This is a genomic window from Zobellia sp. B3R18 (assembly GCF_018860715.1).
Classification (GTDB): Bacteria; Bacteroidota; Bacteroidia; order Flavobacteriales; family Flavobacteriaceae; genus Zobellia; species Zobellia russellii.
Map to the genome: position 1 here is coordinate 511,430 of NZ_JAHKQG010000014.1, position 16,361 is coordinate 527,790.

The 16,361-nt window shown below is 39.1% G+C and carries 12 protein-coding genes; 2 read left to right on the plus strand and 10 right to left on the minus strand.

Features of this window, described 5'->3' with window-relative positions:
* Positions 1 to 240 precede the first annotated feature (240 nt).
* Positions 241 to 588 (minus strand): winged helix-turn-helix transcriptional regulator, encoded by a 348-nt coding sequence (locus tag KO513_RS18875; protein ID WP_051914894.1) that lies wholly within the window; start codon positions 586 to 588, stop codon positions 241 to 243.
* 135 nt (positions 589 to 723) lie between these two features.
* On the opposite strand from KO513_RS18875, the gene KO513_RS18880 reads away from it, so the two are divergent.
* Positions 724 to 1,593, plus strand: a complete 870-nt coding sequence (locus KO513_RS18880; protein ID WP_215914721.1) for an SDR family oxidoreductase — start codon at positions 724 to 726, stop codon at positions 1,591 to 1,593.
* 119 nt (positions 1,594 to 1,712) lie between these two features.
* Here KO513_RS18880 and KO513_RS18885 read toward each other — a convergent pair whose 3' ends face one another.
* The 7 genes from KO513_RS18885 to KO513_RS18915 form a co-directional block, all read right to left on the minus strand.
* Positions 1,713 to 1,898: a hypothetical protein gene (locus tag KO513_RS18885; RefSeq protein ID WP_215914722.1), complete on the minus strand. Its 186-nt coding sequence runs from the start codon at positions 1,896 to 1,898 to the stop codon at positions 1,713 to 1,715.
* A 132-nt stretch (positions 1,899 to 2,030) separates the two neighbouring features.
* Positions 2,031 to 2,447, minus strand: a complete 417-nt coding sequence (locus KO513_RS18890) for a 3-hydroxyacyl-ACP dehydratase FabZ family protein (RefSeq protein ID WP_215914723.1) — start codon at positions 2,445 to 2,447, stop codon at positions 2,031 to 2,033.
* Between the two features lie 197 nt (positions 2,448 to 2,644).
* The gene (locus KO513_RS18895; protein WP_215914724.1) at positions 2,645 to 3,373 is read right to left on the minus strand and encodes a hypothetical protein; all 729 of its coding nucleotides are present in this window, start codon (positions 3,371 to 3,373) and stop codon (positions 2,645 to 2,647) included.
* Between the two features lie 129 nt (positions 3,374 to 3,502).
* Positions 3,503 to 7,642 (minus strand): hybrid sensor histidine kinase/response regulator, encoded by a 4,140-nt coding sequence (locus KO513_RS18900; protein ID WP_215914725.1) that lies wholly within the window; start codon positions 7,640 to 7,642, stop codon positions 3,503 to 3,505.
* 298 nt (positions 7,643 to 7,940) lie between these two features.
* Positions 7,941 to 8,597, minus strand: a complete 657-nt coding sequence (fsa, locus tag KO513_RS18905; protein ID WP_215914726.1) for a fructose-6-phosphate aldolase — start codon at positions 8,595 to 8,597, stop codon at positions 7,941 to 7,943.
* Between the two features lie 5 nt (positions 8,598 to 8,602).
* Positions 8,603 to 9,928, minus strand: coding sequence for a xylose isomerase (xylA, locus tag KO513_RS18910; protein ID WP_215914727.1), 1,326 nt, complete (start codon positions 9,926 to 9,928; stop codon positions 8,603 to 8,605).
* A gap of 1 nt (position 9,929) precedes the next feature.
* Positions 9,930 to 11,414 carry a xylulokinase gene (locus tag KO513_RS18915; protein ID WP_215914854.1) on the minus strand — a complete coding sequence of 495 codons (1,485 nt, stop codon included), beginning with the start codon at positions 11,412 to 11,414 and terminating at the stop codon, positions 9,930 to 9,932.
* A gap of 333 nt (positions 11,415 to 11,747) precedes the next feature.
* Here KO513_RS18915 and KO513_RS18920 point away from each other — a divergent pair, with 333 nt between their 5' ends.
* Positions 11,748 to 12,779 (plus strand): LacI family DNA-binding transcriptional regulator, encoded by a 1,032-nt coding sequence (locus tag KO513_RS18920; RefSeq protein ID WP_215914728.1) that lies wholly within the window; start codon positions 11,748 to 11,750, stop codon positions 12,777 to 12,779.
* A gap of 3 nt (positions 12,780 to 12,782) precedes the next feature.
* Here the strand turns inward: KO513_RS18920 and KO513_RS18925 are convergent, their stop codons facing one another.
* Positions 12,783 to 14,888 (minus strand): c-type cytochrome domain-containing protein, encoded by a 2,106-nt coding sequence (locus KO513_RS18925; protein WP_215914729.1) that lies wholly within the window; start codon positions 14,886 to 14,888, stop codon positions 12,783 to 12,785.
* A 4-nt stretch (positions 14,889 to 14,892) separates the two neighbouring features.
* Positions 14,893 to 16,347, minus strand: coding sequence for a DUF1501 domain-containing protein (locus tag KO513_RS18930; RefSeq protein WP_215914730.1), 1,455 nt, complete (start codon positions 16,345 to 16,347; stop codon positions 14,893 to 14,895).
* Between the last annotated feature and the right edge of the window lie 14 nt (positions 16,348 to 16,361).

A 16,361-nucleotide genomic window follows, 5' to 3' on the forward strand; every position in this document is an offset into this window, starting at 1 on the left:
CAAATGAGTAGGATTAGGAAAAGGCCAAATTTCCAATCAAAATTGAAAATTTTTCTCCAAAACGGTTTTAATTCATCCCCCATAATTTGTTTTGAAATCTTGAGTCATTTGATTCTTTTTTGAGCTTCAAAATACTGCTCTAAGTTAGTAATTAATAATTTCTATAATTAAGAATCAAATTCTAATCAGATATAAAAAAACCTCCGTAAAGAGGCCTATATAAATGTATGTTATAGTGAATTATTCGCTCGTACCAAGGTTAGCTTTACTCGCCTTTGATTTTTCCATCAACTCGGTACCAAAAGCTTTTATCTGATCTATAATCGGTAGTATTTTTTGTCCTTCTTCGGTCAATGAGTATTCTACTTTAGGTGGAATCTCATTGTAAGCTTTTCTATTTAAAATTCCTGCTCCAGTCAAATTTTTCAGTTCCTGAATGAGCATCTTTTCACTAATTGTTGGAATACGTCTTTTTAGTTCTCCAAACCTTCTTTTTTCATTACCTATTTGAAAGATTATCTGCAATCTCCACTTCCCTCCTATGATGCTTAATGCCGTACTTACAGGACAGGTTTCATCTTTTAACATTTTTTAATTTATTATAACTAATTGATTATCAATTTTACATACTTTTTAGTAAGCACCCTACTTTTTGGTAGGTACTTTCAAAAAGTAGGGTAATATACTACTTTAGGACCATAATTAATATTTGAAATAAGAAAGATGAAAATATTTGTATCGGCAGTTACTGGGTTCCAGGGAGGCAGCATAGCACTACAGTTAATCAAAAAAGGACATGAGGTAACCACATTATCACGCTCAGAAGGCAATGTCCCAGATATACATGTTGTAAAAGGAGGATTAGAAAATAAGGAAGCTTTACATAAGGCATTGACAGGAGTAGATGCGGCTGTTTATACCTTCCCATTACTATTTGATTTAAACGTAGCAAAGGAGTATACTTTAAATTTTATTGACGCGGCAAAAGCGAAAAACGTGTCCCATGTGGTGTACAATGTAGGTTTTGATTTGCCTGAAAAGAGTTATGACCTATTGGCCCTTGACATAAAAGCAGAAGTTAAAAACTTACTGGATGCATCTGGACTAAATGTAACCACATTAGTACCTGACATCTATATTGATAATATTTCTGCACCTTGGTCAATTCCGGTTATTTTAAATAACAATATTTTTCCTTACCCAGTGGCATCAGGGAGTAAAGTGCCATGGATCAGCCATACGGATTTATCAAAATATGTAGCCTCTGCAGTTGAAAAACCAGAATTGTCCGGTAAGGTTTTACCTATTGGAGGAAACTTATTTTCGGGAGAAGAAATAGCAGCAGCTATCTCATCTGAAATAGGAAAGCAAGTACATTATGTTTCTATGACTCCAGATGAATTCGAAAAGAAAATTTCACCCGCTTTTGGAGAAGTTGCAGGAAGAGAAATTTCCAATCTTTATAGATATGTAGAAAGCAATAGGGAACAATTGATTGCCAAAGACTTTAAAGCAACGCAAGAACTATTGGGAGTAACTCCGCAAAGTTTAACGGACTGGGTAAAGTCTGTAAAATGGGAATTGGCATCCTAGTTTTAAAAGGTTCTGATTAGCGTTTGTCACGAAATGCTTGCGCTAGTTTAATCAATACGGAGAGTATCCAGAATTTTGTTTGTACAGAATTTTGGATACTGTTTAATTTTTGGTTCTGCTTACAAACTAATCAACAAGGTTAGCATAGAAACAAAAGCCATTACTCCGTAAAGAATTTTGGATGTATTGGACTTGATTGTCTTTGTCTTATACAGTCCGTAAAAACCTAAAGGTGGCAATAAAAACAATAAGATATCTACAGTAGTGCTGCTATTATACCATTTACTCTGTTGTTTAGTTTCCATAGTCAGGATTCGTTATGTTAGTCATAATTAAAACAATTTCTTAAGGTTTGTAAACTGTTATTTAGCACTAAATCAGCAACCGTTTTTAAATGGGAAAATTTAGTTAAACTAAATTGATTCTACTACGATTTCTTACTTGTCAATTCTGGCACAAAGCCAAGTTGCTTCTGCAATAGGTTCATCGTTCGCGTATGCAATTCCAGATTGCTTTATTAGTTTGTTGCTAACTCTAATGTTTTTAATAATATATTTAACTTCTTCATTATAAGTCACTCCTTTTAAAAAAGTAACTTTCTCCATACTTGCCAGTCCAAAAAAACCATTTGCAAGTCCTGCTTTTTTTAAGCCTGCACCTCCACATTGAGCCATGGATTCTATTAAAATCATTCCAGGGATAAAGTTATATTCTGGAAAACTACCCGTTAGCATTTCATTTGATTTGTCAAAACTTTTGATTCCTATAATTTCTTTTTCGTTTGCAGTAATAATTTTATCTACAAATAAAAAGGGGAATCTATGGGGAATTAATTTTTCTATTTCTGTTTCCATTTTATTTCTGTTTATCAAATGATGCACGACTATTTAGCTATGAACAGTACGAGAGCAAAATGGCGTTTCCTTAACGTCAAGCAATTAGCAAAATATTTTTATTTTTTGTTTTCTTGTCCAAAGCTATATCCATAAGATTTAGCTACATTATAAATATACTTAGACCTTTCGGTTTTGACCTAAAGCCCGCATTACGCTTAGATTTTGTTATGTTTAGTTATATTTTTCTCCTCTAACTTTTGAATCAATTTACTTACAGTTTTAGTGTCCATTCGCTTTACGATTTTATCACTTATGTTTTCAATCCGTTCGTTATCAAATTCATATAAATCCTTTTCAATTTGGACAGATAACGACTGTATAAAGTTCATACTACCATCTTCAACTCTTTCATAGAAACTTAACAAGTCCTTATACTCTAAGACTTTTTTATTTTGAAACTCTTTTATATTCTTTGTTTTATTGTCCAGAATATTAATTGAGTGTTTTATAGCATTATTGAGATTTCTTAAGTCACGTAGTTCTACATAATTTGATAATTCCTTTGGGTTTATCTTTTTGGAAGTCAAGAAATTTTCGACATTTTCCCAACGAAATAATTGTTTTTCATTGATTTCTGAAGAGTATGAAGCTTTCAATAACCACTTTAAATGAGTTTCAAAATGCTTGTAACCGTAAAGTATTTTCATTTCTGACACGGCATAAAGCTCCTTCTTTAGGAAGTAAACCTCCATGTGTTTCATGTATCCAGCTCCCTTTTCATCTGTTTCAATTTGAGAATTGAGTAAGACAACTTTTTTTTCAAGGTCTTTAATGAGTTTATTGGAAAGGAAATCGTAATGATTGTTTTCAATATTCATAAAGAAAGATTGTAGCCCAATCTTTCTTAGTTCTCTTTCATGTACAAATGATACTTGTTCCTTCAATTTTTAATAATTAAGCACAACGCACGTATATATACAATACACATAATCCGTACGCATCTATTTACCCCCTAATTTAATTAAATCTAGCGAAGTCTTAGAATTTGTACTACAATAAAACTTAATAAGTTCTTACTTAACCTCGGTAGGAAGAAACCCAAACTGGGCCTTAAAGCATTTGGTAAAATAAGAAGGAGAGGAAAAGCCTACTTTAAAGCAGACCTCACTGATAGATTCGTTTCCGTTCTCTATCATTTTCTTGGCTTTTTCAAGCCTGATCTTTCTTAAGAATTCATTTGCGGAGTAACCGGTGAGCGCTTTTATCTTCCGGTATAATTGACTTCTACTTAGGTTCAGTTCCTCTGCCAATTGCTCTACATTAAGGTTTTCATCCGATAAATTATCGGTAACATAATCCAGTACCTTGCCAATAAAACCCTTATCCAATTCAGACGTATTTTCAGGTATTTTTACGTTGTTGGAGTCATTTAAATACTTATTAAAAAGCACTTGCCTGCTGCTAAGAATCTGCTTTAGCTGCGCCTTTAAAACGGTCATCTCAAAAGGTTTGGTCAGGTAGATATCCGCTCCGCAGTCAATTCCCTTTACCCAATCATCCGTCATGGTTTTGGCGGTTAGCATAAGTATAGGAATGTGGCTTGTTTTAAGGTCTTCCCTAATATGTCTACAAAACTCAAAACCATCCATTTCGGGCATAACCACATCCGACAGGATAATATCCGGAGTTCTTTTTTCCGCAGCTTTTAGTCCCTCCGTACCGTTTACGGCTTCAATAACGGTGTACTCCTCCTTAAGTTCGCTTTTGATGTAACTTCGCAGTTCCGCATTGTCCTCTACAATGAGTAAAGTAATACCGGAACCCTTATTGGTAAGCCTTTCCACTATATCTTCATCTACCCTGGCCAGTGGTAAGTCATCCGCTTTAGGTGTTGGTTTTAAGAAAAGTTCGCTAGGTTTAAAATGGGCATTCCCCAACGGCAGAAAAATCCTGAACTTGGTCCCGATACCTTCTTCGCTTTCTACGGTAATTTTTCCTTTTAATAGGTCTACAAAACTCTTTACCACTTCTAGACCAATGCCTGTACCGCCATAATACTGGCTGTTCATTTTTTCTACCTGATAGAAACGCTCAAAAACCTTTTCCAATTCGTCCTTACCAATACCGCTTCCGGTATCCTCAATATAAATTTCCAAGGCCTGAACGGGCTCTTCCTCGTTTAAAAGGGGCAATATAATTTTATCTGCACGTTTATAAATACCCACGGTAATGGTGCCTTTATCCGGAGTAATCTTAAAGGCATTGGAGAGAATATTAAAAATTACTTTCTCTAGCATGGAGGGGTCGCTCCATAGCGTTATGGGCGGTTCATCCGACTCCACTACCAAATGCACATCCTTTAAGGTAGCTTCTTCCTCAAAATGACCGGTTATTTCCTTTACAAATGACACGGCTTCCAGTTCAGATACTTTAACATTCAGCTTGTTGATGTCCAGTTTTCTAAAATCCATCAGCTCATCTATCAACCGTTTTAACCGATCGGTATTCTTATGGATGATGCTCAACTTCTCTTTCATTTTCTTTGAAAACACCTGTTCCGAATCTCGCAGAATGTCTTCCAAAGGATTTAATATAAGGGTGAGCGGGGTTCTAAACTCGTGAGAGATATTGGTAAAGAATTGAATTTTTCTATCGTTCAGCACTTCTTCCTGCAGTCGTTTTTCACGTTCAAACTGCACTATGCGCTTTTCACGTATGCGCTGGCTGGCCAAATTCACTAAGAAATAGGTAATGAGAAGAATAGCCAAAACATATAAAAATATGGCCAGATTGGTACTCCACCAAGGCGCCAGAACCGTAATGACCATTGCCGTTGGGGTATTGTTCCAAACCCCGTCATTATTGGCGGCCTTTACCTTAAAGACATAATCGCCCGGAGGCAGGTTGGTATAGGTGGCACTTCTTGTACTTCCTACATAGTTCCATCTATTATCAAACCCTTCCAGAATATAGGCGTACTGGTTCTTTTTGGGCCTTGTAAAATTAATTCCGGCGTACTCTATGGTAAAAACGGACTGGTCATGGGAAAGAGTCATGGCCTTGGTACGATTAATTACCTTCTCTAAAGGCGCGTCTTCCGTTCCCGGAACCACGGATTTATTGAAGAGTTTAAAATCCGTAAAATATACTTCCGGTTCGTGCTCATTAAAATTCAGGTTCTGCGGGTCTATAGAATTTACGCCCTCATAACTCCCAAAATATAATATACCGGCTTCATCCTTAAAAGTGGAATTAAAATTGAAATCATTGGCCAGAAGTCCGTCGTGAACATCAAAATTCTTGAAATTCTCTTTTTCCACATCCATTCTAGAGATGCCGTTGTTGCCCCCCAACCAAATGGCGCCATTATTGTCTTCTAATATAGAAGCTATGGTCTGTTGGGTTAGACCGTTCCTATCTCCGTACCAAGTAAACGTGTCCTTGAAAGGGTCATATTTACATAGACCTCCACCGTCCGTGCCTATCCAAATAATGCGGTTACTATCTTCATATAAAGATACAATCCTATCTACTATAAGCTGTTGACTCGTATCTGCATGCATGCGCTCCACCAAAGAAATAGCCTTATCTCCTTCGGAAAAATCACTTTTAATTTTGTACAGTCCGCCTGTGGTGCCCAACCAGATAAAACCATTGCTATCTACCAGAACCTTACGTACCTCTCCGTGATGGGGTACCTGGTCATGAAAAATCCGGTCAAGGTGAGGTGTGAATTTTTGGGTTTTAGGATTATAGGAATGTAAACCCGTTACATAGGAGCCGATCCAGATTATTCCGTTTTTGTCCTCATCAAAGGTCATGATACGGTTACTGGTTAATCCGCCATTGGTATTGGAAATTTTATAATTTTTAAAGGCTGTAGCATTCTTTTCCAAAAAGTAAATACCCGAGTTCCAAGTTCCTACCCAGAGATTGTCTTTACTGTCAAAAAACATCCCTGAAACCGCAGCGGCATGCAGATTTGTGGCTATCCCATTTTGAGGGTCTTTCAAATGTACAATGCTATTGTCTTTAGTGTCATATACATCTATTCCACCACCATCCAAACCTATCCACAGTTTTCCTTTTTTATCGCTCACAATGCCCGTAACGGAAGGCAACAGCAAAGAGTTATTGATGTTCGCCAAGCTCTTTATATCTCTGAACTTATCGTACAACTTATCATAAACCCCTACCCCCTTGTTGTAGTAGCCGATCCAGATACGCTCTTGGCTATCTACAAATACGGACCAGATGGAATTGGATTTAATACTGTTTACATCAAACTTGTCATAACGATAGTTCTTAATCAGCGTTCCATCTGCCTTTAGGACAAAAAGGCCGTCATTTTCCGTACCGCATATGATATTACCATCTGCAGCTTGAGCGATTGAAAAAATCCGCTCCGGAGTTATTTCAAAGGAGTCTATCCTGTATTTGTTCCCGGATATGAATTTTATTTTCACTAAACCATCCGATAAGGTTCCCAACCAAATGGCCCCTTCTTTATCCTGGAATAAAGTCTCGATATTCCTTGATAGACTTTTGATTTCCTCTCCCTTTTCATTTACTATTTGTGAGGGTATGACCTTAACTCCATCATACTCAAAGAGACCATAATTTGTGGCCACATAGATTTTACCCGTGGTGCTTTTTAAAATATAGTTGACCTGAAGTGTGGCTATATCTATAGTAGATTGAATGGGAATTGACTCACTTTTCATAGTCAAAGGGTCTACCCTAAATACACCATGATAATGTGAGCCCACTAAGAGTTCTCCATTAATACCTTCTTGAATGGCCCTAATAAGGATACTTCCTTGTCTTGCGGTATCATTCCCAAGTTCTACTTTATCAAAATTATCAAGGTCTGTGTTGTAGAGATCAAGACCTGTTTCCGTACCCACCCAAAGTCTATCATAACGGTCTATATACGAGGTATGTATAAGCGAGTTACTTATTGACTTGGATTCGTTTATATCTTGTTTGTAGGTAATAAAATCAATGCCGTTATACTTTTTTAACCCAACGCCATTGGTTCCTATCCAGATAAGTCCCATACTATCTTCAACAATAGTAGAGACCGCTCTTTGTGTATTGTCCTGCTCAATATTTACAAAATTATATTCCGTTTCAGAATTTTGGGCATACAGGCAATCTTGCGCGAAAAATGCACAAAAAATTAAGACTAAAATTATCTTTACAAACTTCATATATAAGTGCCGCCTTGCGGATGAATTATAGATTACCGATTTAAATCTAAAACGAACGCCTTTTCATGCCTGCCTGAAGATAGACCAATTGATCAATTCAGACAAACGGAACGGTTAAGCTATACTCTAGCGCCATGAAAGAAAAAGCTTTCACCAAAAAGTCTACATTTGATACTGGATTCTAAAGATATCACAAACCAAATTGCCGGTAGATCAGACCACCGGCAACTTCATGTATTGAATCAAAAATTAACCATTGGGGCGACCATGGCTACATGGTCTACTTTCTTTAGGTTTTTTATTCGTTTCCTTTGTTATAATCTGCCAAAAACTTCTCTAAACCACTATCCGTTAACGGGTGCTTGAGAAGGCCTTCAATTGCCGATAATGGACCTGTCATTACATCAGACCCTAATTTGGCGCAGTTAATAACATGCATGGTATGACGTACGGATGCGGATAAAATCTGTGTATCAAAACCGTAGTTGTCATAGATCAAACGTATTTCTTCGATCAAACGTAAACCATCCGTTGAAATATCGTCCAGTCTTCCTAAAAACGGAGAAACGTAGGTAGCTCCCGCTTTAGCGGCCAATAACGCCTGCCCCGCGGAAAAAACTAAAGTAACGTTGGTCTTTATTCCCTTGTCCGAAAAATATTTACAAGCTTTAACTCCATCTGCAATCATAGGTAATTTTACTACGATCTGCGGGTGTAAGGCAGCCAATTCTTCGCCCTCCTTGATCATACCGTCATAATCCGTCGCAATGACTTCAGCGGAAACATCGCCTTCAACTTTCTCACAAATAGCCAAGTAATGCTTTAAAATGTTGTCCTTTCCAGTAATTCCTTCCTTGGCCATCAAAGAAGGGTTGGTAGTTACGCCATCCAAAACACCTAACTCGTAGGCGCTTTGAATGTCGTTTAAATTTGCTGTATCTATAAAAAACTTCATATATCTTAGATGTACTGGTTTACAATATTCTCGAACAATTCTTGCTTACCGCTCTTAAGCTCTAACTCACCATTAGTTACCGCTAAATCGTATAAGTTCTCTAGGCTTAACTTACCGTCTTCAAATTCTTTTCCTTTTCCGGAATCAAAAGAACTGTAACGGTTTTCGCGAAGTTTGGTGTAGTCCGAAGACTGGATAATTTTATCTGCAGTAATCAAACCTCTTGCAAACGTATCCGCACCTCCAATGTGGGCCAAGAAAATATCTTCTAGATCGGTTGAGTTTCTTCTGATTTTAGCATCAAAATTAACACCACCACCCTGTAGGCCACCTGCTTGCAAGAAAACCAACATAGCTTCTGTAGTTTCAAGAATATTGTTCGGGAACTGATCTGTATCCCATCCGTTTTGGTAATCACCACGGTTGGCATCCAAGCTTCCTAGCATTCCTGCATTTGCGGCAACTTCCATTTCATGCTGAAAAGTGTGCTGCGCCAAAGTAGCATGATTTACCTCTATGTTTATTTTAAAATCTTTCTCAAGTCCGTGCTCCCTTAAGAACCCGATTGCCGTAGCCGTATCAAAATCATATTGGTGCTTTGTAGGCTCCATTGGTTTTGGCTCAATAAAGAAAGTTCCTTTAAAACCTTGTTTACGGGCATAATCCCTTGCCATGGTCAAGAACTTGGCCATGTGATCCAATTCTCTTCCCATATTGGTGTTCAATAGGGACATGTATCCTTCACGACCTCCCCAGAAAACGTAGTTCTCACCATCTAAGGCAATAGTAGCATCCAATGCCATTTTTACTTGACCACCGGCTCTGGCAACCACATCAAAATCAGGGTTGGTAGCGGCACCGTTCATGTACCTTGGGTTAGAGAAACAGTTAGCTGTACCCCATAATAATTTAATACCCGAAGCCGCTTTCTTTTCCTTAAGGTACTCCGTAATCGTAGCCAATCTTTTTTCCGACGCGGTAAAAGTTGATGCTTCTTGAATTAAATCGAAATCATGAAAACAGAAATAATCAAATCCCATTTTACTGATAAACTCAAAAGCGGCATCTGCCTTATCTTTTGCTGCTTGAACGGCATCCGTAGATTTATCCCACTCAAAGTTTTGCGTACCTGGTCCAAATGGATCGGAACCCTGCCCACAGAACGTATGCCAGTAAGCAATGGCAAACTTAAAATGCTCTCTCATGGTCTTGCCAGCAACAACTTGATCGGGGTTGTAATATTTAAACGCCAAAGGGTTGTCTGATTCTTTCCCTTCAAACTTAATGTCTCCAATACCTTTAAAGTACTCCTTGTCTCCTAATAATGCCATGTTACTTGTTTTTTAATAATTGTTCTAATTCTTTTTTCCATGCGGAATATGCAGATTGCAATGCTTCTTTTTCTGCGGATGGTTTATAGCTCATGACATAATCATTGGCCATAATCTGTTCTCCGAAGCTTGAAAAATCGCCATCGCGTAAAATACAGGCCCTAGCTGCACCAATAGCGCCTGTGGTATTATATATTTCTATTTCGCGATCAATAAGTGTCGCTATAGTGTTCGAGAAAATTTCCGAGCGAAACAGGTTATCGTTTCCAGCCCGTATTTTGGTAGCGGTAATGCCGTCCGACCTTAGGATTTCCATACCGTACACAAATGAAAAGGCAATACCTTCCAATGAGGCCCTGCATAAATGAGCTTTGGTGTGGTTGTTCAGGTTGATACCAAAAATATTGGTTCCTAGGTCTATATTGTTCAACATGCGTTCGGCTCCATTACCAAAGGGCAATATTTTTACACCATCCGAACCTTGTGGTACCGAATTGGCCAAATCGTTCATTTCATCGTATGAAGCAACACTTAAGTTGTTCAACAACCATCTGTATTGAATACCAGCTCCATTGATGCAAAGTAGTTTACCCACAAACCTGTTGGCTTCACTATAATTTACGTGAGCAAAGTTGTTTACCCGCGAGCTTTCCTTAACCGAAAGGTTATCCGTAACCGCATAGATTACCCCAGATGTACCACCTGTAGCCGCTACCTCTCCCGGATTAAAAACATTCAATGACAATGCATTGTTGGGTTGGTCTCCCGCACGGTATAAAATAGGCGTGCCTTCTTTTAAACCTGATTCTTTTGCCCCTTGTTCGGACACTTTACTTTGGACCGAAAAAGTATCTACTATTTCAGGTACATGAGATTCGTTCAATCCGTAATAGTCCAATAACCAAGTAGCCAGACTATTCGTTTTAAAATCCCAAAAAATACCTTCGGACAAGCCGGATAAGGTAGTGTTTGCCATTCCGCTTAACCTACAAGCTATATAATCTCCGGGAAGCATAAACTTATGGATACGCTCAAAAGTTTCCGGCTCGTTTTCTTTTACCCATTTTAATTTGGAAGCGGTAAAGTTGGACGGCGAATTCAATAAATTCTCACTACAACGGTCATTGCCCAATTCATCAAATGCCTTTTGACCTATGCCCACTGCCCGACTATCGCACCAAATAATGGACTCGCGTAAAGGCTTTAGGTTTTCATCAACCACCACCAATCCGTGCATTTGGTAAGAAATACCAATACCCGTAACCTCTTCCGGTTTTATATTGTTCTCGGACAACAATGTTTTTGTCGCGGTACACACATGTTTCCACCAGGTATCCGGATCCTGTTCTGCCCAACCATTATTAATGGCCAGAATATCCATTTCTGTTTTGGGTTCACTCACTACAGCTACGGGTTTACCGGTACCCACCTCTACCAAGGCCGCTTTTATTGACGAACTTCCTATATCGTAACCTATACTATACATCATCTTTTGGTGTTTGTAAGTGCCTTTTTTTTTCAGTTTAATCCTCATAGGGTATTTTGTAGACCCCTAAAAACCAAGCGCTTTTGTCAAATTTAAACTATAACTTAAAACGAGTTCCAGATAATTCGTTTCCGTACTAAAAATACGAAATACAAGCGTTTATAAATTCAAAATTTCGTAATCACAACCTATTAAAAATCAGATATTTATAATATTTTACATTTTTCGAAACGGGTTTCGTAAAAAGCGTAGGGCCAAAATGGTATTTTAGCGATCCAGAAGGTAATAAAGAAGTAAAATGGTATTGATGATATTTAGTATCTTGATGCAGTTATGAAACGAAAACTTAGTTTAGACGATATTGCAAAGCATTTTAAAGTCTCTAAATCTACCGTATCCAAAGCATTGAACGATAGCCATGAGATCAGTGCCCGAACTAAGGCCAAAATAGTTGCTTATGCCAAGGAACAGAAATATCGCCCTAACCTTAATGCCATTAATCTAAGAAAGGAATCGTCGCAATCCGTGGGTGTTATCATTCCCAATGTTCTTAATTACTTCTTTGCCCAGGTCATTAGCGGCGTGGAAAAGGTCCTGAACGATCATGGTTATAATATGATTGCCTGTATCTCCAATGAATCTTACAATAAAGAGGTTGCCATTACGGAGATGTTACGCAAAGGTGCCATTTCCGGACTTTTAGTCTCCTTGGCCGAGGAAACCGGAAAGATGGACAAAGTAGACCATTTTGAACCTTTTTTGAACAAAGGTATCCCGCTGGTGATGTTTGATCGTGTTTCCTCAAAATTAGAATGCGATAAAGTAACCATAAATGATACCAAAGCTGCCTACAATGCAACAGAGCATCTTATAAAATCCGGATGCAAGCGTATTGCCGTTGTTTCGCTTTTAGGTGACCTTGAAATTTCAAAACTAAGAATTAACGGGTACCACCAATGCTTAAAGGACCACAATATAGAACTGGACCAGAGCTTAATTTTTGAAAAACTGGAGAAGTCTTTTATGGAGGTGGAAATTCGAAAATTACTCTCTGCCGGAAAAGTAGATGCTATTTTGGGATTGGAGGAAGAAGCAGGAGTTACCTCTTTGCTGACCGCTAATTCTTTGGGCATGAAGATTCCCGAGGCGCTTTCCATAATCTGTTTTACCAACGGGGTGCTTCCCAAATATGTAAGGCCCAGCCTAACTTCTATAAGTCAACATGGGTACCACATGGGGCAACGCGCAGCCCAACGGTTGGTGAGCCGGATAGAACAAACCCAAACGGACAAAGCTTTTGAAACCGAAGTAATCAAAACCACTATGATCGAACGGGATTCTACCATAGCCTTGGTAAAAACCTAACCTTTAAAAAAAGAACAATTGATTAACGCGTATGATTTGTCCTTTTTGCGGTTGCGCTACTATTTTTAAGTATTTGTAAGATTGCTTCGGGAGCTTCATAGATATTTCCTTAAGCCGCTTCTTCTTATTTTCATGGGCAAAGCTCTGTTTTTTAATCAGTTTCCAATCTTCCTTGTCATCGCTGGCCCAAACGGCTACATAGTCCAATGGCGAATCCTTTTGCTTAAAATGGATACCACAACTTAGGACCACCTCCCCAATTTCCGGTGCAGAACTGCTAAAATCAACAACGGCCACTAACGGGTCCTTCTTAAAAGAGGCCCAATATTTAGAGAAACCTATCTTTTCATTGATGCGAACGGCATCCGTTAATATTTTCTCGGCATTGCCCGTGTACGAACTTAATAGCCCGGGGTATAAAACTTCTACGCCCTCAGGTACCAAACCTCTATCATAAAACTCATAGGAAACCGGTTTACTGGCCAACCAACCGTCTTTATAGGCCAATGTTTTTATGGTCTGTTTTCTTTCGCCCTTTAAATCTAACGCAAAGGGTTTTGTAAAAATGGCTGAAGTAGAATCCGGCGGAGAACCATCTAAAGTATAGCGTATAGCAACTCCGTTCATTTTATGTCCTAGGGAAATCAAATCGCCAGAACTTATAATATTGCCTTCGTTCTCCAAAGTTGGTGGTGTTAACTCCAACTCTTCTTCCGGGTTTGGAATGTAACCTTCGTTAATAACCACTTTGGGCAATCCATTTCTTAACGCATCAATATCTTCTGCCACCAAGTCCGTATTCCAAACAAACACCTCTTTTAGACTTTTTAGACCTTTTAAGTAGTCCAAAACACGGTCGTCTACAGCGGTTCCGGACAAGGATAAGGTTTCCAGTTGGGTACAACTCGCCAACGCGGCAATAGATTCACTATTTACATCTGTAAAATTGAGCACCAAATGCTCCAAGTTCCCAAACTTTCCTATGGTTGCCGTATGATTTGTATTAATGGGGAGATTAGCCAAATTTAAATAGACTACTTGATCCTTTACCTTTTCCAATTCGGTTAAATTGGCATCCTGAAAAGCGCTTCGCCCAAATATTGCAACGTCCAGACCAGGTGATGAAGGCGACTTTTGAACTACCGTACGATACGGATTATTGAGTTCTTTAATTGTCTGCGGACTTACAAAACTGAATTCATACTTTTTTTCTTCCGTAAATTTTATCCATTTACTGGCAAGTAGTTGCTTTAAGGTATCGGCTTCTTTTAGTTGCGCATAATTCACTTGATGGTCTGCTCCGTGTTGGATCCAAGTCCGCATTAATTCAATTTCAGTTTCGGTAAGTTGTGGCTTTCCTTCGGGCGGCATGTGCTCTTCATCTTCAAGAGGTAAGGCTACCCTTTTTAGAAAAAGACTCTCCTCTGCATTATGGGGCAACCACAAGTCTCCATTTTCCCCTCCTTTGGTTATAGCTTCGATTGTGGTCAAATCCAAATCGCCCTTATGTTTCTGCGGATTATGGCAACTGGTACATTTCGCCTTTAAAACAGGAGCAATATATGCCGTATAAACCGGTGTATTTTCATCTATAATTTCCTCTTTTGAAGCGGTAATGGGCTCCATTAAAAAATTAGTGCCATGCGTCAATCCCGCACCAAAATGCCCGCCTACCATAACACCTATCAAACCCACATACAATAATACCTGAAACACTTTTGGATAGGAATAACACCAAACAAGCGCATAGATCACAAAGCACAAGGCCACGCCTACCCATTTATGGAGTGTTAGCAACTCCGAATCATACCCTTCCAACGATAACAAAAGCCCCATAAGGGTTGCCAGAACCGTTGTAAAGGACGTAAGCAATAATAGCGTAAAGTTTATCTTTTTAAAAGCGGCGGGTTCCAATTGCTTTTTAAACAGATTGAGTACTACCAAAAGTACGATGAACGCTACCGGAAAGTGCAATACCAAAGGATGCATCCGTCCTAAAGGTTGTACCCAAAAGGGAACCTTCATATAGCTTTCAAAGAGTACTAAAAATGCCAATAGTACATGCAGAAAGAACAAAACGTTCAAAAAGTAGGGAACCGCTTTTTTCATATAGCTAGGCTAGAATATCTTTTACCACATGGCCATGAACATCCGTTAAACGGAACCTTCTACCCAGATGCTTATACGTTAATTTTTCATGGTCCAAGCCCATTAAATGCATAATGGTAGCATGCAGATCGTGAATATGCACCGGACTTTCCGCTATGTTATACCCTAACTCGTCCGTCTTACCATAGGAGATACCCGATTTTACACCGCCACCGGCCAAAAAGATACTGAAACAACGTGGGTGGTGATCACGCCCGTAGTTGTCTCTTGTTAGTTTTCCTTGGCAATAGTTGGTTCTACCAAATTCTCCGCTCCATATCACTAAAGTTTCATCTAAAAGCCCCCTTTGTTTTAAATCGGTGATTAGGGCTGCGGAAGCCATATCCACATCTTTGGCCTGTCCTTTAATCTCGCCTACCAGATCATTGTGCTGATCCCACCCTTGGTGGTACAATTGTACAAAACGCACCCCGGATTCGGAGAGCTTTCTTGCTAGCAAGCAGTTGGCCGCATAGGTGCCCGGCACCATACAATCCGGCCCGTACATTTTTTTGATGTGATCTGGCTCATTGGATACATCCGTAATCTCGGGAACGGCCGTTTGCATCCTAAAAGCCATTTCATACTGCTTTATTTTTGCCGGAATTTCCGGGTCGCCAAACTCATCGTACCCTAGCTGATTTAAAGACGCCAAGTGGTCTAGCATCTTACGCCGGGTTTCACGGTCCATTCCCTTGGGGTCGTTCAAATATAAAATAGGGTCTTCACTGGCACTCAATTGCACCCCTTGGTGCGAGCTGTCCAAAAACCCATTAGACCATAATTTTGAATATACACCTTGACCGTTACCCTTGCCCTTTGAAAGTAACACACAATAGGCCGGTAAATTTTGATTTTCACTACCCAGACCATAACTGAACCATGAACCAATACTGGGCCTATTCCCAACCTGAGCCCCAGTTTGCATAAAAGTTAGTGCCGGATCGTGGTTAATAGCATCCGTATGCATGCTCTTGATCATGCAAATATCATCTGTGATTTTGGCGATATGCGGAAAAAGCTCACTTACCCAAGTACCGGATTCCCCATATTGCTTAAAACCGAATTTAGACCCCACTAATGGAAACGATTTTTGCCCCGCTGTCATACCCGTTAACTTTTGCTCCCCTCTAATTGAAGGCGGTAGCTCTTGGCCGAACATATCGTTCAATTTGGGTTTGTAATCAAAAGTCTCCAATTGGGAAGGTGCCCCGTTCTGTACCAATAAAATAATCCGTTTGGCTTTGGCGGCAAAATGCTTTAATCCCAAGGGCAACTGTTCTTCTGCTGCTTTTTTACCTTTTAGCAAATCGGGCATTAAAAGGGAACCTAAGGCTACGCCCCCTACTCCCATGGCCATTTTACCCAAAAAGTGTCTACGGTTCGTATTCAAATAATGTTCAAAAACTTCTTTATCCATATCTTTTGATTGAA

Coding starts and splice junctions, on each gene's coding strand:
- KO513_RS18900 (WP_215914725.1), bottom strand. CDS start 7,642: ATGAAGTTTGTAAAGATAATTTTAGTCTTAATTTTTTGTGCATTTTTC.
- KO513_RS18915 (WP_215914854.1), bottom strand. CDS start 11,414: ATGTATAGTATAGGTTACGATATAGGAAGTTCGTCAATAAAAGCGGCC.
- KO513_RS18930 (WP_215914730.1), bottom strand. CDS start 16,347: ATGGATAAAGAAGTTTTTGAACATTATTTGAATACGAACCGTAGACAC.
- fsa (WP_215914726.1), bottom strand. CDS start 8,597: ATGAAGTTTTTTATAGATACAGCAAATTTAAACGACATTCAAAGCGCC.
- KO513_RS18885 (WP_215914722.1), bottom strand. CDS start 1,898: ATGGAAACTAAACAACAGAGTAAATGGTATAATAGCAGCACTACTGTA.
- KO513_RS18880 (WP_215914721.1), top strand. CDS start 724: ATGAAAATATTTGTATCGGCAGTTACTGGGTTCCAGGGAGGCAGCATA.
- xylA (WP_215914727.1), bottom strand. CDS start 9,928: ATGGCATTATTAGGAGACAAGGAGTACTTTAAAGGTATTGGAGACATT.
- KO513_RS18920 (WP_215914728.1), top strand. CDS start 11,748: ATGAAACGAAAACTTAGTTTAGACGATATTGCAAAGCATTTTAAAGTC.
- KO513_RS18925 (WP_215914729.1), bottom strand. CDS start 14,888: ATGAAAAAAGCGGTTCCCTACTTTTTGAACGTTTTGTTCTTTCTGCAT.
- KO513_RS18890 (WP_215914723.1), bottom strand. CDS start 2,447: ATGGAAACAGAAATAGAAAAATTAATTCCCCATAGATTCCCCTTTTTA.
- KO513_RS18875 (WP_051914894.1), bottom strand. CDS start 588: ATGTTAAAAGATGAAACCTGTCCTGTAAGTACGGCATTAAGCATCATA.